The organism is Kribbella yunnanensis, from assembly GCF_039529655.1.
Lineage (GTDB): Bacteria > Actinomycetota > Actinomycetes > Propionibacteriales > Kribbellaceae > Kribbella > Kribbella yunnanensis.
In genome coordinates this window covers 18,393-40,226 of record NZ_BAAANF010000003.1, presented here as the reverse complement: position 1 = coordinate 40,226, position 21,834 = coordinate 18,393, and the positions used below count along the sequence as shown (strand labels likewise).

At 68.4% G+C, this 21,834-nt stretch carries 17 protein-coding genes; 8 read left to right on the top strand and 9 right to left on the bottom strand.

The genetic code is table 11. From position 1 onward, the window contains the following. Nucleotides 1–47 precede the first annotated feature (47 nt). On the top strand, nucleotides 48–1,238 hold the full coding sequence (locus tag ABD231_RS05060; RefSeq protein ID WP_344145685.1) for an epoxide hydrolase family protein: 1,191 nt from the start codon (nucleotides 48–50) through the stop codon (nucleotides 1,236–1,238). 76 nt (nucleotides 1,239–1,314) lie between these two features. Here the strand turns inward: ABD231_RS05060 and ABD231_RS05055 are convergent, their stop codons facing one another. The 6 genes from ABD231_RS05055 to ABD231_RS05030 all read right to left on the bottom strand — a co-directional run bounded on the left by ABD231_RS05055 (nucleotide 1,315) and on the right by ABD231_RS05030 (nucleotide 8,580). Then, the gene (locus ABD231_RS05055; protein ID WP_344145682.1) at nucleotides 1,315–2,802 is read right to left on the bottom strand and encodes an agmatine deiminase family protein; all 1,488 of its coding nucleotides are present in this window, start codon (nucleotides 2,800–2,802) and stop codon (nucleotides 1,315–1,317) included. Nucleotides 2,803–2,932: 130 nt separating this feature from the next. Beyond that, complete coding sequence (locus ABD231_RS05050; protein ID WP_344145679.1) at nucleotides 2,933–3,502, bottom strand: TetR/AcrR family transcriptional regulator; 570 nt, start codon at nucleotides 3,500–3,502, stop codon at nucleotides 2,933–2,935. A gap of 14 nt (nucleotides 3,503–3,516) precedes the next feature. Next, nucleotides 3,517–5,229: an ABC transporter permease subunit gene (locus tag ABD231_RS05045; protein ID WP_344145676.1), complete on the bottom strand. Its 1,713-nt coding sequence runs from the start codon at nucleotides 5,227–5,229 to the stop codon at nucleotides 3,517–3,519. Continuing rightward, nucleotides 5,226–6,338, bottom strand: coding sequence for a polyamine ABC transporter substrate-binding protein (locus ABD231_RS05040; protein WP_344145673.1), 1,113 nt, complete (start codon nucleotides 6,336–6,338; stop codon nucleotides 5,226–5,228). The genes ABD231_RS05045 and ABD231_RS05040 overlap by 4 nt, the downstream gene beginning before the upstream one ends. Beyond that, a complete protein-coding gene (locus tag ABD231_RS05035) occupies nucleotides 6,338–7,438 on the bottom strand; it encodes an ABC transporter ATP-binding protein (protein WP_344145670.1) in 1,101 nt (366 codons plus the stop codon). Before ABD231_RS05035 ends, ABD231_RS05040 begins: the two co-directional genes overlap by 1 nt. Further along, nucleotides 7,435–8,580: an agmatine deiminase family protein gene (locus tag ABD231_RS05030; protein WP_344145667.1), complete on the bottom strand. Its 1,146-nt coding sequence runs from the start codon at nucleotides 8,578–8,580 to the stop codon at nucleotides 7,435–7,437. The genes ABD231_RS05035 and ABD231_RS05030 overlap by 4 nt, the downstream gene beginning before the upstream one ends. 60 nt (nucleotides 8,581–8,640) lie before the next feature. On the opposite strand from ABD231_RS05030, the gene ureB reads away from it, so the two are divergent. The 4 genes from ureB to ABD231_RS05010 are packed head-to-tail and all read left to right on the top strand — an operon-like array spanning nucleotide 8,641 to nucleotide 12,395. After that, nucleotides 8,641–9,381 carry an urease subunit beta gene (gene ureB, locus ABD231_RS05025; RefSeq protein WP_344145664.1) on the top strand — a complete coding sequence of 247 codons (741 nt, stop codon included), beginning with the start codon at nucleotides 8,641–8,643 and terminating at the stop codon, nucleotides 9,379–9,381. Beyond that, nucleotides 9,378–11,051: an urease subunit alpha gene (locus ABD231_RS05020; RefSeq protein WP_344145661.1), complete on the top strand. Its 1,674-nt coding sequence runs from the start codon at nucleotides 9,378–9,380 to the stop codon at nucleotides 11,049–11,051. Before ureB ends, ABD231_RS05020 begins: the two co-directional genes overlap by 4 nt. A gap of 25 nt (nucleotides 11,052–11,076) precedes the next feature. After that, a complete protein-coding gene (gene ald / locus ABD231_RS05015) occupies nucleotides 11,077–12,189 on the top strand; it encodes an alanine dehydrogenase (RefSeq protein ID WP_344145659.1) in 1,113 nt (370 codons plus the stop codon). Beyond that, nucleotides 12,186–12,395, top strand: coding sequence for a hypothetical protein (locus tag ABD231_RS05010; protein ID WP_344145656.1), 210 nt, complete (start codon nucleotides 12,186–12,188; stop codon nucleotides 12,393–12,395). Before ald ends, ABD231_RS05010 begins: the two co-directional genes overlap by 4 nt. On the opposite strand, the gene ABD231_RS05005 is transcribed toward ABD231_RS05010, so the two are convergent. Next, nucleotides 12,392–13,006, bottom strand: a complete 615-nt coding sequence (locus tag ABD231_RS05005; RefSeq protein ID WP_344145654.1) for a TetR/AcrR family transcriptional regulator — start codon at nucleotides 13,004–13,006, stop codon at nucleotides 12,392–12,394. The two genes, ABD231_RS05010 and ABD231_RS05005, sit on opposite strands and share 4 nt — an antisense overlap. 64 nt (nucleotides 13,007–13,070) lie before the next feature. Between ABD231_RS05005 and ABD231_RS05000 the strand changes: the two genes are divergently transcribed. The 3 genes from ABD231_RS05000 to ABD231_RS04990 are packed head-to-tail and all read left to right on the top strand — an operon-like array spanning nucleotide 13,071 to nucleotide 17,963. Beyond that, the gene (locus ABD231_RS05000; protein WP_344145652.1) at nucleotides 13,071–14,486 is read left to right on the top strand and encodes an agmatine deiminase family protein; all 1,416 of its coding nucleotides are present in this window, start codon (nucleotides 13,071–13,073) and stop codon (nucleotides 14,484–14,486) included. Nucleotides 14,487–14,505: 19 nt separating this feature from the next. Further along, a complete protein-coding gene (locus ABD231_RS04995) occupies nucleotides 14,506–15,153 on the top strand; it encodes an MBL fold metallo-hydrolase (protein WP_344145650.1) in 648 nt (215 codons plus the stop codon). Beyond that, nucleotides 15,150–17,963 (top strand): helix-turn-helix transcriptional regulator, encoded by a 2,814-nt coding sequence (locus ABD231_RS04990; protein WP_344145649.1) that lies wholly within the window; start codon nucleotides 15,150–15,152, stop codon nucleotides 17,961–17,963. Before ABD231_RS04995 ends, ABD231_RS04990 begins: the two co-directional genes overlap by 4 nt. 52 nt (nucleotides 17,964–18,015) lie before the next feature. On the opposite strand, the gene ABD231_RS04985 is transcribed toward ABD231_RS04990, so the two are convergent. Both ABD231_RS04985 and ABD231_RS04980 read right to left on the bottom strand, forming a co-directional pair. Continuing rightward, the gene (locus tag ABD231_RS04985) at nucleotides 18,016–18,939 is read right to left on the bottom strand and encodes a hypothetical protein (RefSeq protein WP_344145648.1); all 924 of its coding nucleotides are present in this window, start codon (nucleotides 18,937–18,939) and stop codon (nucleotides 18,016–18,018) included. 114 nt (nucleotides 18,940–19,053) lie between these two features. After that, a complete protein-coding gene (locus ABD231_RS04980; RefSeq protein ID WP_344145646.1) occupies nucleotides 19,054–21,771 on the bottom strand; it encodes a TIM-barrel domain-containing protein in 2,718 nt (905 codons plus the stop codon). Between the last annotated feature and the right edge of the window lie 63 nt (nucleotides 21,772–21,834).

Below are 21,834 nucleotides of genomic sequence, written 5' to 3'. Positions count from 1 at the left end.
ACCGGCCGGGGGCGAGAGAAGGCCGGAATACAACGACCTCTGAGGAGATGACAGTGAACACTCCGAACAGCACCCCGCGGGATACTGCGGACGACGAGATCCGGCCGTTGCGGATCGAAGTTCCCCAGTCACAGCTGGATGATCTGGCCGCTCGACTGGAGCGCGTCCGCTGGGCCAACGAGCTGCCGCGCGACCAGGTCACCGACGGCATCCAGCGCGGTCCGGTCACGCCGGGCTGGGAGTACGGCGTACCGCTGGAGTATGTGCAGCGGCTCGTCGAGACGTGGCGGGACAGCTATGACTGGCGCAAGTGGGAGGCGCGGCTGAACGAGTGCCCGAACTTCACCACCGAGATCGACGGCCAGAACATCCACTTCCTGCACGTCCGCTCGCCCGAGGCCGACGCCACCCCGCTGATCCTCACGCACGGCTGGCCGAACAGCGTCGTCGAGTTCCTCGACGTGATCGGCCCGCTGACCGACCCGCGGGCGCATGGCGGTGACCCGGCCGACGCGTTCCATGTCGTCGTACCGTCGCTGCCGGGCTTCGGGTTCTCCGGACCGACGCATGAGAAGGGATGGAACCGGCACCGTACGGCGCGCGCGTGGGCCGAGCTGATGCGGCGGCTGGGCTACGAGAAGTTCGGTGCCCACGGCAACGATGTGGGCTCGTTCGTGTCGCCGGAGCTGGGCCGGATCGCGCCGGATCAGGTGATCGGCGTCCACGTCACCCAACTGTTCTCGTTCCCGTCCGGTGACCCGGCCGAGTTCGAAGGGCTGACCGAGAAGGACATCGAATACCTCGGCTTCCTGCAGAAGTTCAACGAGGAGATGTCGGCGTACGCGAAGCTGCAGGAGACCGCGCCGCAGAACCTCGCACACGCACTGGCCGACTCACCGAGTGGTCAGCTCGCCTGGATCGCGCAGCTGCTCGCGGCCTGCGAGGACGAGCACGTGCTGACCAACGCGACCATCTACTGGCTGACCAACACGGCGGCGTCATCGGCACGGTTCTACTACGAGGACCACCACGCCGAGCACCCCACCGAGGCAACCAAGGCACCGACCGGTCTGGCCAGCTTCGCCAACGACTTCACCCCGCTGCGCCGGTTCGCCGACCGCGACCACGCGAACATCGTCTCCTGGAACGAGTACGACCGCGGCGGCCACTGGGCCACCCAGGACGCCCCCGACCTACTCGTCGACGACATCCGGAAATTCTTCCGGACCTTCCAGTAGGACGGAACCCAGGACCCGCCGGGTCCGTCACAGACTGCGCTGGACGGTCTTTTGCAGAAGGCCGTCCAGCGTTTGTTCAGGTGACCGTGAAGGTGGGGGAGGCGGCGAGCAGGGTGTAGTCGTCGTAGGCGAAGAAGCGGAAGTTGTAGGTGCCGGTGGTGCTCGGCGCGGTGAAGGTGATCGTGGCCGAGGTGAGCCCGCTCGACGGCGGGGTGTTGCGGCCGTTCAGGTACTTCTCGTCGACCCCGCCGGCCGTGTTGCCTGCGCTGGCGCGGTAGAGCCCGACCCAGTCGCGCGGATTGCCCGGTCCGTTCGTGACGGTCGCGGTGATCGCGCCACCTCGCCGTACCGTCGTCTTGTCGGCAACGACTGCCGGACCAGTCGGCGTCGGAGTCGGGGTGGGGGTCGGACCGGGCGTCGAGACCGGCTCGTTCATCGTGACGCAGTGCGCACCGCCGCCACCGTCACCCATCAGGCGGTCGAGGTTGAGCTGCACGACCGGCCGGCCGAACGCCGACTCCAGTGCCGCCTTCGCGGCTGCGTCGGCCTGGGCATCGCCGAACTGGGCGGTGATGACGGCCGAGTTGGTCATCGCACAGTTCAGGTACCCGTCGAAGAACGTCGACCACTGCGAGCTCGGGATCCGCGGCAGCGTCGACGGCCCGTAGATCGTGCTGACCTGGAAGCGGCGGCCCTTCGCATCGGTTGCCGCGGACAACAGATCGCGAGTCGCAATGGCATCGCGGGACCACACGCTGCTCGGCCGGGACGGGCTGGACAGCTGCACGATCACGACACCCGGCCGGACGAACAGCACGGTGCTGTCGATGTGGTCGTCGGTGATGTCCTCGTTCGAGACACCCGCGCACCAGATCATCTTCTGCGCGCCGTACTGCATGAGCAGTTCAGACTCGATCTGTGCGAGCGTCTTGCCCGGGTTGCGGGCGGAGTCGAGCCAGGAGCTCTTGTTGGCGATCAGGGTGCCGTCGCCGTCGTAGATCACGCCGCCGCCCTCGCCGACGACACTCGCGCGCGCCAGCGGGATGCCGTCGTACGTCGCGATGTTCTGCGCGACCAGTGCGTCCTTCGCGTGGGTCTGCTCGTTGCCCCAGCCGTTGAAGTTGAGGCCGAACGCGTCCATGCCGCCGGTGCCGTTGAGCCGGAAGATCGGGCCGGTGTCGCGCATCCAGCAGTCGTTGACCGGGATCGAGCTGAGCACGGTGACCGAGCTGCTGACCCGGCTGCGGGCCGTGGTCGCGGCCGACGCACCGTCGGCGCACATCACCACCGGGTTGTACTTGACGATCTCATTGGCCAGCTTGGCGACATCGCCCTGGATACCGCCGAGCAGGTTGCCCCAGATCGACGTACTGGAGGGCCAGGCCATCCAGGTGCGCCGGACCGGCACGTCCTCGGCCGGTACGGCGAACGGCGGCGCGGCGACCGCGGCTCCGCGGGTTGTGAGGGCCTGCCAGCCGCCGCCGGCCACTGCGAGACCGGCCGCGGCCAGTCCGGTCCGGGCGACGAACTGGCGGCGGGACAAACCGCTGGGGAGATCGTTCATGGCGGATCCTCTCGAGCTGATTTTCTTGGATGTGAACCAAGAATTATCCGCAAATGTGCTCCAGGCAACGATGTGTGTCAAGAGTTCGGAAGTGCTGCTTTCGTCAACCCTGTAAGGGCTGTCCCAGCGATCAGGGCAGTTCGATCTTGATGGCGTCGGCGAGCAGTTCCTGCAGATGCTCGGGCGGTACGGCGCCGGTCAGCCAACGACCGGAGAGTCCCTCGACGAGCGCGACCAGGCGCTCGGCCACCGCGCCGGAATCCCGGGCGCCGGTGTTGCCTTCCTCGGTGTGCACTCGTTCGACGAGCTCGGCGATCTCGTCGACCCACTCCGCGGTCAGCTTGTGCACGGCAGGCCGCAACCGATCGTCGAAGACGGAGGCCCAGCGCAGCTCACCCCAGGCCGCGGAGTTCGTCTGCACCTCCTCGGTACCGCTCAGCTCGCCAACCAGCCGCGCGACCAACTCGGCCCGGGCGGTCGTCGCACCGGCCGCTGCCTGTTCGCCGTACCGGCCGGCCTGATCGCTGACCGCCTCCAAGGCTGCCTCGAGCAGACCCTCGCGGCTACCGAAGTAGTGGTAGAGCAGCGTGACCGAGACTCCGGCATCGGCAGCCACCTCTTGGACCCGCATCCCGCGCACGCCCCGGCGGGCGATGACGGCAATGGTGGCCTGCAGCAGCTGGGTACGGCGATCGGTCATCCCACCGATTCTAGTCATTGGCCCACCAACCCTTCGGCGAACGACTTGGATTGCCCGCGCAGCCGCAGTACCCACGCGATCACGACCACGACCACCGCGATCAGCAGCATCACGCCGACCGAGGCCGCGGCCGCGTCACCGCGCAGGCCGTTGCGGAGGGTCGAGTAGACGAAGACCGGCAGCGTCGTGGTCCCGACGTTCCCGAGCATGCTGGCCGCGACGACGTCGTCGAGCGAGGCCGTCGACGCGAGAACGGCAGCCGCCAGTACGGCGGGTACGGCGAGCGGGACGGTGACCCGGCGGAACACGGCACGAGGTGGCGCGCCGAGATCCGCGGCCGCATCGGACAGCCTCGGGTCCAGCGTCGACAGCCTGGCCTGTACGACGAACGCCACGATCGCGACCGCGATCACGGAGTGCGCGATCACCAGGCGGACGACTCCGTTCGACAGCGCCGGCCCAGCGGCGACGTACAGGAGCAGTAGCCCGATCGCGGAGACGATCTCGGGGGTGATGAAGACGATGAGGAGCAGACCGAGCAGAGTACGGCGAAGTGGGCGGCCCGCCCGGGCGAGTGCGGCACCGGCGAGCGTGCCGATGATCACCGCCACCAAGGTCGAGATGAGCGCGACTCGCAACGAGACCCCGATCGAGCTGACCAGCGCCGGGTTGTCCGGGACCGCGGCGTACCAGCGGGTGCTGAACCCGGACCACACCGGCAGCGACCGGCCGCCGTTGAACGAGTAGACGACGATCGTCAGGATCGGCACCCAGAGAAACGCGCAGAGTGCGACACCGAAGACGCGCAAGGCAGGTCCCCAGACGTCGCGGCTCCACGCTCTGTTCCCGAGGGTGAAGCGAGCGGTCAGATCGAGTGGCCTCACGATCCTGACCAGCAGGCCGGCAAGCTTCAAGAGCAACGCCGCGCATCCCAGCACGAGCAGCACCAGAGCGATCAGCAGTACGGCGGTCGCCGCGCCGAGCGCCCAGTCCTGGCTCTCCAGGAACGAACTGCTGACAAGTGAACCGGCCACCGCGGCCTTGACGCCACCGAGGATGGACGGCGTCACGTAGTCACCCATCAACGGGATGAAGACGAGCAGCGCCGCGCTGATCACACCGGGCCGGACCGCGGGCAACGTCACCTGCCGGAACACCCGCCACGGACTCGCGCCGAGGTCACGGCCCGCCTTCCGGAGGGCAGGATCGAGACGATCGAGCGCGACGGCGATCGGCAGCACCGCGAGCGGCAGGTAGTTGTAGACGACACCGAGCTGGGCGCCCGCCAGCGTGTCGAGGATGCCGAGGCTGTCGATACCCAGCACGCCAGTCACCGGTCCGTGGTCGCCGAGCAGGATCCGCCAGGAGTAGGTGCGGAGCAGGAACGGCATCCAGTACGGAATGACGACGGCCGCGATCGCGGCGTACTTCCAGAAGCCGGTGAGGCGGGTGGCGATCAGATAGGCCATCGGTACGGCGAGCAGGACGCACAAGGCGGTGCCGACGATCGAGAGCTGCAGCGTGTTCTGGAAGACGATCCGGAACGTGTCGCTGGTCGCCTCGCCGTACCGGTCCAGTGACGGCGAGCTCAGATCGACGGGACTGGTACCGAAGAACGTCGATTCACCGAGGCTGAAGACCGCCACCAACGCACCGGGCAACAAGAAGAACAGGCACAACCAGCCGAAGGCCGGCAGCGATGGAACCAACCCGCGGACGCTCCTCATCGGGAGACCACGGCTTTGAGCCGCTGGAACGTGGCCACCGCCTGCTTCCGCGCCGGCGTCACCTCGGCCGGAACGAACCGATCCGCAGGCACACCTTCGTCGAAGAAGACGATCTCCTTGTAGGGCAGGTCTTTCAGGAGGCTCTTGGACGCTTCGACGCCGGTGTAGTACCCGATCGCTTTGGTCTCGCGAGCCGCGTTCTCCGGCTTCAGCAGGAACTCGACGAACGCATGGGCGGCGGCGATGTTCTGCGAACCCTTGGGGAGCACCCAGTGATCGACGTACAGGTCGGTCTTCGGTCCGCCGAGTGCGAAGCGCAGCGTCTTCGGACCGTCCATCAGCGCGCCACGCGCATCGCCGGTGAACGCCTGGGCCAGCACGATCTCACCGGAGGCGAGCTCGGAACGCGGATAGGAGTTGAACGCCTTGAGATGTGGCAGCACCTTGTCGGTGTAGAACTGCTCGGCCGCAGCGTAGTCGGACCGCTCGGTGGTCTGGTCGGAGATGCCGTTACCCCAGAAGTACGAGCCGACGAACGACGGAGCGCCGTCGATCACCGACGTACGGCGTTTGACCGAGGGGTCGGCGAAGTCTGCGTAGAAACTGTTCCAGTTGGCCGGCGGTGTCTTGATGATCGCGCTGTCCCAGACATAGCCGGTCGAGCCGCCCGACTTGGGGATCGCGTAGGTGTTGGACGGATCCCAGGACTTACCGGTGAAGGTCTTGGACAGACCGGAGAGACCGGGTAAGCGGCTCTTGTCCCAGGCCAGCAAGGACTTGCTCTGCGTGAGTTGCGGGATGTACGAACCGTCCATCACGACGAGGTCGTAGCCGCTGGTGCCTTGGGTCAGCCGGAGCTTCGCCACCGCTTCCTCGGCGGAGGCATAGGCGTCGACGGTCACCTTGACGCCGGTCGCCGCCTCGAAAGCCGTGAGGTTCTCCTGGGAGATGTAGTCGGCCCAGGAGTAGATCGTCAGCGTCGAGCCCTTCTGCACAGTGCTCGGGTACGACGTCGTGGGCTGAGGCTCGGCGTGGTTGTCAGGCGCGCTGCACCCGCCGATGGCGAGAGCGGCCGCGAGCAGGGCCGCGAGTCGTCGGGGTGATCTCATCAGGCACCTTCCGGAGTGGGAAAGATCCGGACGTGGGCGGGGTCCCAGGAACAGCGGACCTGGTCGCCGACGTGGGGGAGCGGCCGGCCGTCGCGGGGGACGCGGGCCAGGAGCGTGAGCCCGCGGCAGTGCACGAGGACCACACTGGAGATCCCCGCGATACTCACGCCGCGGACGATCCCGTCGATGTTGTTCACGTCGGCCGGTGAGCTGAGGTCGAGACCGACACGGATGTGTTCGGGGCGGATCAGGGCGAGTGCCGGGCCGGGCTCGGCGATCGTCGGGGCGCCGACCACCACATCCGCGTGCTGCAGCTTGCCGTGGCTGTTGACGATGCCGCTGATCTCGTTCTGTTCGCCGACGAAGCGGGCGACGAACAGGCTCGCCGGATGGTCGTAGACCTCCTCCGCGGTACCGACCTGCTCGGCGCGGCCGTCGGACATGATGACGATCCGGTCCGCGAGGCTGAGCGCCTCTTCCTGATCGTGGGTCACCAGAACGGTGGTGACGCCGAGGTTCTGCTGGAGCAACCGCAGTTCGACCTGCATGGCTTGCCGGAGACTGCGGTCGAGGGCGGAGAGCGGTTCATCGAGGAGCAGGACGCTCGGGCGATCGACGATCGCGCGAGCCAGCGCGACGCGTTGCTGCTGACCGCCGGAGAGGCTGGTGACGGGCTGGTCGCCGGCCGCTGGAAGCTGGACGAGTGCGAGGGCATCGGCGACGCGGCCGCGGATGTCGGGTCGGGACACTCCCCGCTGACGGAGCGGGAACGCGACGTTGTCCGCGACGCTGAGGTGCGGAAACAACGCGTACGACTGGAAGACCGTGTGGATGTCGCGGCGGTGCGCCGGGACGGCGGTCACGTCGGTACCGGACAGGAGGACCTGGCCGCGGTCCGGTTGTTCGAGGCCGGCCAGGATCCGCAGGGTGGTCGACTTGCCACAGCCGGATGGGCCGAGGAGTGCGACGAACTCGCCGGCCGGGACGGTCAGCGACAGATCATCGACCGCCACAGTTCCGCCGTACCGCTTGGCCAGTCCGGTCAGTTCCACCTCGGCGCTGGTCCGCGCGGTCGGTGGTCGTTCGGTGAGAAGGGTCATGGGGTACTGCCAATCGCTGCGGGGATCTGCATCGTGATGCAGTGCGGGCCGCCGCCGCCGAACGCGATCACCTGGCCGATGACGCCGATCGTCTCGCGGTCGGGAAACTGGGCGCTGATCACAGAAAGCGCTCTCTCGTCGTCTCCGGTGTTGCCGCTCACCGGTACGACGACGACCCCGTTGGCGACGTAGAAATTCGGGTACGAGACGTAGTCCGTCACGCCCTCGACAGCGAACGACGAGAACAGGTCGAGCCCGAGCACCTCGACTGTCCGGCCGCGCCGGTCGGTGTTGTCGCGCAGCTGACGCAGGTTGCGGGACATCGCTTCGTGGTTGATGTTCGCGGTATCGCTGCAGGTCTGCGCGACCACGCGGCCGGGAGCGACGTAGGTGCAGACCCCGTCGACATGACCGTCGGTGTGCCGGTCGTCGAGATGCCCGAACGGCAGCAGGAGCACGCTGTCGATCCCGAGCGCCCGCCGGATCGTGTCCTCGATCGTGGCCTGGGAGAGCCCGGGATTGCGGTTGCTGTGCAGCAGGCACTGCGCGGTCGAGATCAGCGTGCCCTCGCCGTCCACGGTGATGCTGCCGCCCTCCAGGACGAGATCGATCGGGACTCGCTCGATGCCCAGGTGCTCGAGGATCAGCGGGGTCAGCGTGGCGTCCCGGTCGTACGGGAGGAACTTGCGGCCCCACGAGTTGAATGCGAAGTCGACGCCGAGGCGGTTGCCGTCGGCATCTCGTACGACGAGCGGTCCGTTGTCGCGGATCCAGGAGTCGTCGGCGGGAGCTTCGAGTACGTCGATGTTCGCGGTACCGCAGTGGTCGAGCACCTCCTGCTTCCGCCCGGGGAGCGCGACGACGGTCACTGGCTCGAAGTCGGCGACGGTTCGGGCGACCGTGGCGTACTCGCGCTTCGCCTCCTCGAAGACGCCGGCCCACAGTTCGCGGCGGGTCGGCCAGGTGAGGAGCGTGCGTTCGTGCAGGTCCCATTCGGCCGGCATCCGGTAGCGGGTGAGGCGTTCGTCGACGTACGGGACCGGGGTCGCCGGGGCGGCGGCGAGGCCGTGCGGGGACAGCTCGGCCGGGTAGCTCGCGGCCAGGCCGGGGCCGGCATCGGGGGACGTTGTGGTCGTCGTCATGGTGAGTTAGTTTGTGGTTGACCGAATTTTTAGTCAAGACCTCGAGCAAGGATCTCCGGGATGCGACTTACCCCCACCGAACGGGACCGGCTGCTGCTGTTCTCGGCCGCCGAGCTGGCCCGCCGCCGCCGCGCGGCCGGCGTGCTGCTGAACGTTCCCGAGGCCACCGCCCTGATAGCAGACGAGGTCTGCGAGGCAGCCCGCCGCCGCGCCCGGCACGCCGACGCGGTCCTGACCGGTCAGTCGGTGTTGACCGCCGCCGAGGTCCTCCCCGAGGTGCCGTACATCGTCCGAACGGTCTCCGTCGAAGCCGTCTTCACCGACGGCTCCCGCCTGGTCGTCGTCCCAACCCCCTTCGGCCAGGTGCCGGATCGAGACGACATGCCCGGCACCGTGATCCCCGCAGAGAGCGCTCTCCCCGCTGCTGCCACTCGCGAGGTGGTCACAGTCGAGGTGGTGAACACGGCGTCGGTGGTGATCTCGGTGACGAGTCATTTCCACTTCTTCGAGGCGAACGCGCGACTCCGGTTCTCCCGGGCGGCGGCGTACGGGCGGCACCTCGACGTACCGGCCGGCACCCACGTGCGGTTCGAGCCCGGTACGCCGACCCGCGTGGCGCTCGCGCCGATTCGCGGCGGACGTGTCGTGGTCGGCTTCGCCGGTCTGGTGGACGGTCCGCTCGACGACCCCGGGATCCGCGAGAAAGCGCTCTCTCGTGCCCACGAATGGGGCTTCCTCGACACCGACCACCCAGGAGACGGCAATCCCGAGAATGCTGCGGCGCGGGCGGTGCGGGGATGACGCTTGATGCGCGGGCTCGGGCTGGGGTTTATGGGCCGGGCCTGGGGGATCGGGTGGTGCTGGGGGACACCGGGTTGGTGGTTCGGGTGGACCGGGATGACCGGGGGAGTGATCGGGATGAGGTGTTGCTGGGGTTCGGGAAGACGGGGCGGGACGGGATCGGCATGCGGGCCGTGCGGACCAGCGAGTCCTGTGATCTGCTGATCAGCAACGTGCTGCTGCTCGATCCGGTGCTCGGGATCCGCGCGACCAACATCGGGATCCGCGAAGGACACATCGTCGGCATCGGCAAGGCCGGCAACCCCGACACGATGGACGATGTCGACCTGGTGATCGGCAGTGGTACGGCGGTTGTGTCCGGTGAAGGGCTCATTGCGACACCCGGCGGGATCGACACTCACGTGCACCTGTTGTCGCCGCGGGTCTGCGAGGCCGAGCTGGCCTCGGGCGTGACCACCGTCATCGGCCAGGAGATCGGCCCGTTCTGGGGTGTCGGCGTCGGCTCGGCCTGGATCCTGCGGACCGGGTACGGCGCTTTCGACGACTACCCACTCAACATCGGGCTGCTCGGTCGTGGATCCAGCAGCCGGCGTGATCCGTTGCTTGAGGCAATGGAATCTGGGGTGTGCGGATTCAAGGTGCACGAGGACACCGGGGCGCACCTCCGGACGCTCGACACCGCGTTGACAGTGGCGGAGGAGTACGACGTACAGGTTGCGGTGCACACCGACGGACTGAACGAAGGGCTCACCGTCGCGGACACGTTGGCCGTGCTCGACGGGCGGGCGATCCACGCCTACCACGTGGAGGGTTGCGGCGGCGGGCACACGCCCGACGTACTCAGCCTGGCCGGTGTCCCGCATGTGCTTGCCTCGTCGACCAATCCGACCTTGCCGTTCGGCCGGGACGCGGTTGCCGAGCACCGGGCGATGATCGCGCACGTGCACGGTCTTCGCGACGACCTGCCCGGCGACCGCGCGCTGGCCGCCGACCGGGTTCGCGCGGCCACCATGGGCGCCGAGAACCTCCTGCACGACCTAGGCGTCATCCCGATCACCTCGTCGGATGCTCAAGGGATGGGCCGCGCCGGGGAGACCTGGCGCAGCACCTTCGGGCTCGCGTCCGTTCTGCGTCCGTCGCGCGACCCGCACGGCGCAGACAACGACCGAGTCCTGCGGTACCTCGCAAAACTCACCATCAACCCAGCCCGCGTCCACGGCCTCGACGAGTACGTCGGCAGTCTCGAACCCGGCAAGCTCGCCGACCTCGTGTTGTGGCGGCCGGCAACGTTCGGCGCCAAGCCCGAGCTCGTCCTGAAGGCCGGGTTCCCGGCCTGGGGCGTGACGGGCGATCCGAACGCCTCGATCGACAGCGCAGAACCGCTCGTCCTCGGCGCTCAGTTCGGCGGACTGGGCGCGACCGCCGCTGAATTGTCCCTGCTCTTCGTCAACCAAGCAGCGGCCGCGGCCGGCGTCTCCGCCGTACCGACGCGTCGAAAGCTCGCACCCATCCGCGGTTGCCGGACAGTCCGGCTCGACGCGATGGCACATCACGGTGCCACCGGCCCGGTGGTCGTCGATCCGCGCAGCGGCGAGACCCGCTTCCGCGGCGAGTTGCTGACCATGCCGGCGGTCGATCGCGTGCCCCTGCAGCAGCTCTACCACTTCTGACCCAGCCTAGAAAGGCAGCACCGCCATGAAGATTGGCGTGCCCCAAGAGATCAAGAACCACGAGTACCGCGTCGCGATCACGCCCTCCGGCGTCGACCAACTGACCCGGCGCGGCCACGAAGTCTTCGTCGAGACCGGCGCGGGCCGCGGCTCGTCCATCACCGACGCCGAGTTCCTCGCGGCCGGTGCGAAGGTGCTCGACACGGCCGACGAGGTGTGGGCGGCAGGCGACCTGCTGCTCAAGGTCAAGGAGCCCATCGAGCCCGAGTACGAGCGGATGCGCCCCGGCCAAGTCCTCTTCACCTACCTGCACCTTGCCGCGTCCCGCTCCTGCACCGAGGCACTACTCGACCGCCAGGTGACCGCGATCGCCTACGAGACCGTGCAGTTGCCATCAGGTGCCCTCCCACTACTTGCACCGATGAGTGAGGTCGCCGGTCGACTCGCCCCGCAAGCCGGAGCGCATCACTTGATGGGTTCGCTAGGTGGTCGCGGTGTGCTGGCCGGCGGCGTACCGGGAACCCATCCGGCGAAGTTCGTGGTGATCGGTGCCGGCGTTTCGGGGCTGAGCGCAACGGCCGTAGCGGTCGGTCTCGGTGCCGAGGTCACCCTGCTCGACCTCGACGTGGACCGCCTACGAGCAGCCGATGCCCTGTACGGCGGCCGCGTGCGCACCGTCGTCTCGAACCCACTCGAGATCGAGCGGGCCGCACTCGAGGCGGACGTCTTGATCGGCGCAGTCCTCGTGCCAGGGGCCAAGGCGCCCAAGCTGATCAGCAACGACCTGGTCAGCCGGATGAAGCCGGGCAGTGTGCTGGTCGACATCGCGATCGACCAAGGCGGCTGCTTCGAGGACTCCCGCCCGACCACCCATGCCGAGCCGACCTTCCCCGTCCACGGCTCGATCCTGTACTGCGTTGCGAACATGCCCGGCGCAGTCGCGAACACCTCGACGTACGCACTCACCAACGCAACCCTCCCGTACGTCGTTGCCCTCGCCGACCGCGGTTGGGAAGAGGCGATGCGCCGCGACCCGGCCTTGGCCGGCGGACTCAACACCCACGCTGGCAACGTCACGCATCGGCCGATTGCCGACGCGCACGGTCTGCCGTGGGCCGAGTTGGTTCTCGCGGGATGAAGCGGTGGCTGATCAGGGAGTACCACGACGACGACCTGGAGTCGGTCGTGCGGCTGTGCGACACCACGTCGAACAGCCAGCACTCGGTATTCACGCCGGCCGACTACATCGGCGTACTGCGAAGCCTGGGCAAGCTTCGCCGCAGCGTCACCCAGGAGTTGCTCGACGACTTCGGTCACGCCATCACGTCGTACGGGCGCGTCTAGTGGGTCAGCAGGGTGCGGGCGGTGTCGAGGCAGAGGCGGTTGACCTGGCGCGCGGTCAGGCCGGCTTTGCCGAGGGTGAGCTGGATGGAGAGGCCGTCGATGGTCGCGGCGAGGACGATGGCGGCCTGGGTCGGGTCGTCGGTGGTGAAGACGCCTTGGTCGCAGCCGTGGCGGATGATGTCCGCCAGCAGGGCGCACGAGCGGGCGTCGAGCTCTTCGTGCAGGCGAGCGACCTCGTCGGACTGGGCGGCGTTGCTCCAGACCTCGAACCAGAGCACCCAGCCGGGATCGCGCGGACCGTTGGCGGCGGAGAGTTCGATGAACTTGGCGAGCCGCTTCCAAGGGTCGCGGATGCGGGCGAGGGTGGCCTCGGTTTGGTCGATGAACGCGTCCTCGGACTGCTGGATCGCGCGCATCAGCAACAGCGTCTTGGAGCGGAAGTAGTACGAGACGTGGCCGGCGCCCAGCCCGGCTCGCTCGGCCACGTCGGCGACGCGCAGGTTCGCGAGCCCACGCTCGGCGATCAACTCGGCAGCGGCGCTCACGATCTGCTGCTCGCGGGCCGCGCCACGCTCCTGCCGCTTCGGGACAGCGGCACCGTTTTCTGTCACGCTCGGAGCGTAGCCGCCGCTCCCGCTCACATCTGTATCAACCGAGAATGGAGAGCAAGGTTCAATGATGGGTCGTCGGGGATTTATCCGCACCGCAGGCTTCGGGGTGGTAGCCGCCGCCGGGCTGAGCGGCTGTGGTCCGGACAAAGCAGAGCCGAAGCCGCGGGCGGTCAAGGACGGCTTCCTGCTGGCTGCCGAGGGTGCTCCGCACGAGGTGACCTGGATGGCGTACGGCGCGACGCCGGGCGTCTGGGGTGAGGAACCGGAGACGGCGTACGGGCGGGACCTGACCAACGCCCGGATCGTCGCCCGGCAGGATCTGGTCCGGCTGGCCGCGACGATCTCGCGGTTCGAGCCGGTCGCGCTGCTGGTGAACAACGCCGCCGACGAGGCCGAGGCGAACCGGTTCCTGGCCGACATCGTCGCGGCGTCGTCGGCCAAGGACCAGGTCGGCAACGACCTCGACGGCTCCGGCCGGATCTACCTCGGCGACGTCAAGAAGAGTGAGCTGCCGCCGATCAAGTCCCACCCGCTCGACCTGGTCCGGATCCCGCTGAACGACCTCTGGGTCCGCGACACCGGACCCGTCTTCGTGACGGACGCGAGTGGTGCACTGCACGGCGTGAACCTGAACTTCAACGGCTGGGGGCAAGCGCCGGTCACGACCGGTCTGGAGGGTTGGCGGAAGGACCCGCGCAAGGCCGCCAACGGAGTGGTCGACCAGCCGATCGACGAGGACCGGGCCGTCGCGACCGCGATCGCGGCCGATTCCGCCGTACCGGTCGTGAAGACGTGGCTGACGATGGAGGGTGGCGGGATCGAGGTCAACGGCCACGGCCTCGGCGTGGCCACCGAGAGCTGCCTGCTGAACCCGAACCGGAACCCCGGCAAGCAGAAGGAAGAGATCGAGGTCGAGCTGCGCCGCCTGTTCGGGATCGAGCGGATGCTGTGGATGCCGGGCCGGCCGGGGCTCGAGGTCACCGACTGGCACGTCGACTTCCTGGCCCGGTTCACCGAACCCGGCCACCTGCTGTACGCGTCGGCGGAGTTCGGCGCAGCCGAGGACAAGCGCGATCGCAAGGTGCTCCTGCAGGCGGTCGACGAGATCAACGCAGTGCCGGCCGATCAGCGCACCCGGCTGCTGGGCGGTGCGAAGAAGCTGACCACGGCGACTCTGCCCGAGCCCGATCCGGCCGCCGTCTACAAGACCTACAAGGCGCGGAACCAGGCGTTGCCGTTCACCGAGCGTGGCGGTGACGAGTTTGCGCAGACCGCGGCACCCGGCTACATCGGCTACTACGAGGCGAACGACTGCATCGTGCTCGGCCAGTACGGCGACAACGCGACCGACGCGGAAGCGTTCGACACGGTCGCCGACGCGTTCCCGGACAAGATCGTCGTACAGATCACCACCGACGGCCTCTGCACCGGCGGCGGCACCATCCACTGCGCCACCCAGCAACAACCCCGGAAGGCCTGACATCCTCTAAGATCCGTCTGTGCGGCAGCTTGCGGAGGGGGTCGGTCAGTTGTTGGGCCGGCCGCCGCATTTCATGAATGCGTACCTCGTCGACGACGTGCTGGTCGATGCCGGGACCCCGGCTGCGGCCGGGCGGATCCTGCGGCAGCTTCGGGGGCGGGAGGTGGCCGCGCATGTGGTGACCCATGCGCACCCCGATCATTTCGGGTCGAGTCACGCGGTCTGCGAGGAGCTCGGTATCCCGCTGTGGGCGGGAGCCGACGACGCCGAGGCGATCGAGACGGCCACGCCGGTACCGGCCGCCGGATGGCTGCCCGGGTTGATGGCCCGCGGCAAGATGCCGCCGCCGCATCCGGTCAGCCGGCGACTGGTCGAGGGCGACCAGGTGGGCAGCTTCACCGTGCTGGAGGTGCCGGGCCACTCGCCCGGCCACATCGCGTTGTGGCGGGAGTCGGATCGGACGCTGCTGTGTGGTGACGTCTTCTTCCGGCTGCCCAAGGTGTCCGCGCCGTGGAACTTCCTGACCTTCGATGTCCGGCGCAACCATCAGGCGATGCGCCGGCTCGCCGCGCTGCGGCCCGCGCTGGTGCTGTTCGGTCACGGCAAGCCACTCCGGGATCCCGATCTGCTGAGCCGGGTGGCCGACGCGCTGCCAGGATCTGAGTGAGCGGCGTGCTCGAGCGGCCGGACGAGCTCGCCCGGATCGCCGCCGCGCTGGATGCGGCCGGTCGGGGTGAGGGCAAGGTCGTCGTGATCGAGGGCGAGGCCGGGATCGGCAAGTCGCGACTCGTGGCCGAGACCCGTGCGATGGCCAAGGAACGCGGTTTCGTCCGGATGCAGGCGACCGGCGACGAGGTCGAGAGCGCGCTGGCCTGGGGTGTCGTCCGGCAGCTGATCGAGCGGTCGATCGCCCGGTACGCCGGGGAGACGCGGGCCGCGATCATCGCCGGACCGACCGGTCGCGCGATCGAGGCGCTCGACAAGGCGACTCCGGATGCCGGGGACGCCGAGGTGGCGCGGACGTTGCACGCGCTCTGGTGGGTGGCGGTCGACCTGGCCTCGCCGCGACCGCTGCTGATCACCATCGACGATGCTCAATGGTCCGATCCGCCGTCGCTGCGGTTCCTGTCCTATCTGTCCAAGCGCGTTGGTGACCTGCCTATCGCGTTGGTGGTCGCGACCCGGCCGCCGCCGGACCGGCTGGGTCCGCTGGCCGAGCTGACCGTCGCCCGGCACGTCGAGCGGTTGCTACCGCGACCGCTGAGCCGCGACGGCATCGCCGTACTGATTGCGGAACGAAGCCGCACCGAGGCGGCCGATCAGGTCGTGGATGCGGTCCTGGCGGCGAGCGGTGGGAACCCGTTCCTGGCCGAGTCGCTGCTGGATGAGTTGGCGGTGCTGGACCGGTCGACCAAGGATGCGGCGACTGCGGAGACCGTCCGCGGGCTCGGTGCGAGTGCCGTGAGCCGGACCTTGTTGTCGAGGTTGTCGCCGACCGCACTCGCCTTGGCCAAGGCCGTGGCGGTGTTCGGCGCTCGCACGGATATCTGGGCGGCCGGTTCGGTCGCGCAACTGCCCGAGTCCGCGCTCGCCGCGGCGGTGGATGAGCTGGTCGCGGCTCATGTCGTTTGTGTCGAGGCCTCTCAGCTGAGCTTCGTGCACCCGGTGATCCGCGACTCGGTGACCTCGACCTTGGGCCCGGTCGACCAGGCCACGCTGCATGGCCGGGCGGCCGAGACCCTGTGGGCGGCGCGAGCGGCGGCCGATCGGGTGGCAGCCCATCTGGTCCAGGCGCCGGCCGGGACGCTGGATTCCGCGGTCGCGATCTTCACCGAGGCCGCCACGATGTGCGCAACGGCAGGTGACGTCGAGAAGGCGATCGCCTACCTGAATCGTGCGATCGAGGTCGAGCCGGCGAACGCGAAACTCCAGAGCCTGCTGGGGAAACTCCTGCTCCGCAATGGCGATCCGCAGGCGGCCCGGCGCTACCTACTGGCTGCGGCCGACGCGAGCAGTGGTCGAGAGCGCGCCGACCTCCTCGGTACGGCGGCCACCGCGACCTCAGCGGTTGACGGGCCAGTGGCGGCCGCGACCGAGCTGATGCATGCACTCGATGACTGGACCGATGACAGGTCGGCGCGGTTGGCGCTGGACGCACGGCTCGGGATCATCCGGTCCTATCTCCCGTCGGAGCGCAAGCGCGCCTCGCAACACCTGCGCGGGTTCGCCGACGTCCCCGGTGATACGCCCGACGAGCGGATCCTGCTGGCGCTGCTCGCGCAGTGCGGCCGGTACGAGGTGAGCCCGTCGGCCGACGTACGGCGTACTGCGGAGCGCGCGTTGCGTCGCGGCGCGCTGCTCAAGGACTCGGTCGGCCAAGCGGACCCGCTGGTCGGCTGGCTGCTCGCGATGATGTCGCTGATCGCAGCGGACGGCGTCGGACCGGCCCGCGACGAGATCGCCGGCGCACAGGACTGGGTACGGCGGCACGGTTCGCCGATCGAGTTCGCGATGGTCGCGAATGTCGCGGACTTCCTGGCGTGGCGCTGCGGTGATCTACCGGCGGTCGAGGCCGACGCGGACGGCGTACTGGCTGCGATCGAGTCGGAGGATCTGACACCGCAGGTCGTGGCGATCCGGGCGACCGCGGTGACCTTCGGGTTGTATGCGGCGCTGGAACGCGGTGATCTTGCCGGGGCGCAGGCGATGCTGGCCGAGTGGGATGAGTCGAGCCGGAATGCGCCGCGGGTGATCGCGGCGATGTGGCTGGAGGCGATCCGGGCCCGGATCGCGTTGGAGCTGGACGATCCGCTGGCTGCGCTTGAGCATGCGCTGTGGTTGCGCGACGAGATGGTGGCCGCGGATCTGGATCCACCGGCGGTCCCGTGGCGGACTCCCGCCGCGTTGGCGCAGCTGCGACTGGGTGATGAGGCTGCGGCGCGTGAGCTGGCGAGCGATCAGCTGGCCCTGACTCGACGCTGGGGTGCGCCCACCGACCTGGGAGCCGCACTGCGACTGACCGCCAAGGTCGATGTGGGGCAGGGGGCTCGCCGGGTCGAGACGCTGACCGAGGCAGTCGCCGTGTTGGAGCGTTCGCCGGCCCGATTGGAGCTGGCACGGGCCCTGGTCGATCTCGGTGAGGCCTATCGCGTGGTCGGCCGCCGTACGGACGCTCGAGAGACGCTCAATCGAGGCGGCGAGCTGGCGGCCAGTTGTGGCGCTGTCGTCCTGCGGAACCGGGTGGCCGAAGTCCTGCAGGCTCTGGGGGATCGGCCGCGATCGCTGGTGGCACCGGGCCAGGACTCCCTGACTGCGAGCGAACGCCGGGTCGCCGGGCTCGCAGTCACCGGCCGCAGCAACCGCGACATCGCTCAAGAGCTGTTCGTGTCACCCAAGACGGTCGAGAACCACCTAGGCCGCATCTACATCAAACTAGGCATCACCGGCCGCCGCGAACTCGGCCGCGCCCTGACCTGACGCAAGAACGAGCGGCCCCCTCCCTCCAAGGGGCCGCTCGTCAGGTACTGCGTCAGCCGACCGGCGGTGCGGTCTCGAACCAGTTGAAGGCCTCGACGTACTGCAGTGTCGTGCCGGTGTAGCTCTCGCCGAACAGCCGCCAGAAGGTGTGCTGTGCGGTCGTCACGACCCCGGTCTCCTCGTCGACCGACTTGGTCCGGATGTTCACCTTGTAGAGGGTGACCGTCTCGTCGCGGATGTCGGACTGGGTGTCCTTGTAGCCGGGTGTGCCGTGGTCGTCGGAGCGGGCCGGGTCGTGCAGGGCCAGCTCGACCTTGCCGGACGCCACATCACCCTTGGCCGCGACGACGGTGACCGCGTGGCCGCCGGTGCGGGTGTGCGTGTTGTCCGCGTTCAGGACGTACCGGCCGTACCAGAGCTGGAGCGGGGCCTGGCGCAGCCGCTTCGCGATCTCCAGCCCGAACTCCGGGAAGTCGTCGGTGCGGGCCTCGCCGCGGTTGACCGTCCAGCCGCTCTCCTTGGCGCCGACGGTCGCCGCGTCGAAGGCGAGCCGGTTGCCCTTGGCAGTGGAGCTCTTCGGGTTCGGGCCCATGCCGGCCTTGAAGCCGAGCCAGCCGATCCAGGCGGTGGCCTCGTCGTAGTCGGCCGGGTCGTGCGGGTCGTACTCAGTCATCAGCTGACCGTTCGGTGTCACCCGCATCGGCAGGCCCTTGTGCTCGCCGAGGTAGTACATCGCGTTGTAGAGCGACGTCGGCCCGCAGTGGACATTGCCCTCGTTGGCGAGGTTGGTGCGGAACTGGTCCGCGTCGATCACGTCGCACAGGTTGACAGCGAACTGCGGTCCCGTGACGTCCTTCTGCTCGGTGCACGGCGCCTGCAGCGGCAGCCCGTCCGCAGCGGCGGTCCCGGCCGGCAGCACGGTCCCGGCGATCACAGCGGCGACTCCGGCCAGTACGGCGATCCCTTGACGCTTCATTTCGTTTACCCCCAGGTTTTCGGTGGTTGACCTTGTGCCACCAAATCTCATGCCTGGGGCACCCCCCAGGCATGAGGGTCGATCCCTCATCTCTGCGCCTGGGGGGTGTGGGGGTCAGAGCGTGATCTTGTGCGGGATGCGAGTGCTCAGACTGCCGGTGGTGACCGTGACAGTGCGGCTGGCGGCGTCGTACGACCACCCGGTACGGCGGCCGTCGACGTACACCGCAGTGGGGGCGCTGCTGTTGGTCAGGCGCACGGTGTAGGCGCGTGCGGCAGCGGCTCCCGGATAGCTGCCGCGGGTGGCGCCGATGGTGAGTGCGCGAGCCCGGTCGTTCCAGGTGAGCTGCGTGCTGGTCGAGCCGCCGGAGCCTTCACCGGCGTCCTGATAGAGGCTGAAGCTGCCGTTGGCGCCACCGGCGACGGTCGCGGTCAGTTGGGTGAGCACGCTGGCGGTCTGGTTGTCGACGTAGTCGGTCCGGGTGGTGACGATGCCGCCGCCCTTCACGAGCACCGGCATCCGCGACAGCGGCGCACTGATCGTGACGGTGGCCGGGCCGGTGTACGACGTACCGGTGAAGTAATCGGTCCAGGTCCCCGGTGGCACCCACACCGAGGTCGATCCGACACCGCCGACGTTCGGGGTGGTGATCGGTGCGACGAGCAGGCTGTCGCCGTACAGGTATTGACCGGGACTGCTGTACGCCGCCTCCTCCGCCGGGTACTCGAGATACATCGGCCGCACGATCGGTACGCCGGTCGTGTGCGCCCGCGCGGCCATCGTGTACGTGTACGGGACCAGCGCCTCACGCAGCTGCAGGAACTTCGTGGCACTGTCACCCGCCTCGGCGCCGTACTCCCAGGGCAGCCGGTCGGCGTGGTCGGAGTGCAGCCGGTCGATCGGCTGGAACGTGCCGAACTGGACCCACCGCGCGTACTGGTCGTCCGGCAGGTGGTCCGCGTGGAAGCTGCCGATGTCGTGGCTGACGTTCGACAGCCCGGCCGAGGCCTCGTCGGCGGTGAAACGAACGGCGTACCGCAGGAAGTCCCAGGTGCCTGGGGTGTCGCCGGTGAACTGGAGCGTGTTCCGCCGCTCCGACCATGGGCCGATCGGGTACGAGCTCTCGATACCGCCGTACTCGGCGCCGCCGACCCGGGCGAACGAGAAGCCGCGCAGACCGCGCTTGGTGGCACTGTCGGCGTACGCCTGGTTGATGAAGTTGTCGGGGGCAACCTGTGGGTTGGAGGCGGTCGAACCACCGCAGTACTGGCAGTAGTCCAGCCACCAGGCCCGGACGCCTTGCTGCTCGAACGGCTTGTGCAGCTCCTGGTACGCCGCCAGTTGGGTCGGCTTCGACCAGTCGAACAGATAGTTCCGCCCACCGTCGAGTTCGAGACCGCCCGCGGTCGCGTTGGTCTTGGCGAACTGCGGATCGTCGTCGGCGATCGTCGGGTGCACGTTCAGCGCCACCGAGAGTCCCTGCTCGCGCGTCCAGTCCATGAAGGTCTCTGGGTTCGGGAAGAGCGACGCGTTCCAGTTCCAGCCGTTCCACGTGCTCGGCGACTTGAAATCGGTGTCGATCACGAGCCAGTCGATCGGCACCTTGGCCGCGCGGAACTTGGGCAGCAAGGTCTTCTGATAGTCGTCGGTGCTGTAGGCGTGGTACCGCGAGTACCAGACGCCGTACGCCGATTGCGGGAGCAGGTTGGTCCCGCCGGTCAGCGTGTTCAGGTCGCCGAGCGCACGCTTGTAGTCGCGGCCGTAGCCGAACAGATAGCCGTCCTGGTAGGGATTCATGCCATGACTCGGACGTGTACCAACGACGTGATCGGCGTTCAGCAAGGCGGTTCGGGTGTCATCCAGCAGGTACCAGCCGTCGCGGTTGAGGATGCCCGGGTGCTGGTACGCCGGAACCTGCCGCGGGTTGTCGAGCGCGCGACTCCAGCCGCCGAGAGTGTTGGTCGGCCCGGCACCGTACGCCGTACTCAGCAGGCCGGTGTCGGCGGATGGATAGGTCGAGTTGTCGACCGGCGTGACGGCGAGGCTGTCGACATTGACCTTCCCGCTGTCGGTCGGGCTCTGCCGAACGGTGATGCTGTTCGTCCCGGCCTTCAGATCGACTGTGGTGCTGGCGGATGACCACGTGTCCCAGGATCCGGTGGGCGGCAAGGTCAGCCCTGGACCGGTGGCATCGTTGAGCTGGGTCGACAGAGTGCGCGTGGTGTTCTGCCCGTCGCCGCCGGTCGAGTTCGCGTATCGGACGGCGAGCCGATAGCTGCCTGCTGCCGGCACTCCGGAGACATTGACGGTGATCCCCGCGCCGGCCTTCTCATACCCGGCGACGAACCCCGAGCCGGTGTAGCTGACGTGGTCGTAGGCCGTCGACGCGTGCCCGAGCAGCAGCCCGTTCTCGGCCTCACAGGCAGCCTCGAAGCCGCAGTACGACGGGAACGCCGGAGCCGCCGTGACATTGTTGCCAGCGACAACCATCGACAGGTTGGACCGGGTGAACGGGCCACTCCCACGTTTGTAACGCAGTGTCAGTCCACTGGTCCGGATCTCGCGGAACCCGTCCGCGGTGACCTTGGTCGTGTACGGCGTCCGCGGGAACGCGCGGTTGATCGCGGTGAACGTGGTCGCGTCCTCGAATTTCCGGTCCCCGGCGTACTCGACCCGGATCAGAGTGGGGGACAGGACCTGGAAACGCGCATTGCCATCGGTGACCGCGGATCTGGTCGGCGCTGGTGGACCGGCGAGCGCCGTACCGGCGACCAGGGACAAACAGGTGCCGGCGGCGAGAAAGCGGAGAATCCGGGCAGGCGAAAGTCGCATCAAGACCTCACAAGGGTCAGGGGCGGGACGACCTTGAGTTCAAGCCTTGAAATTAGGCCATTT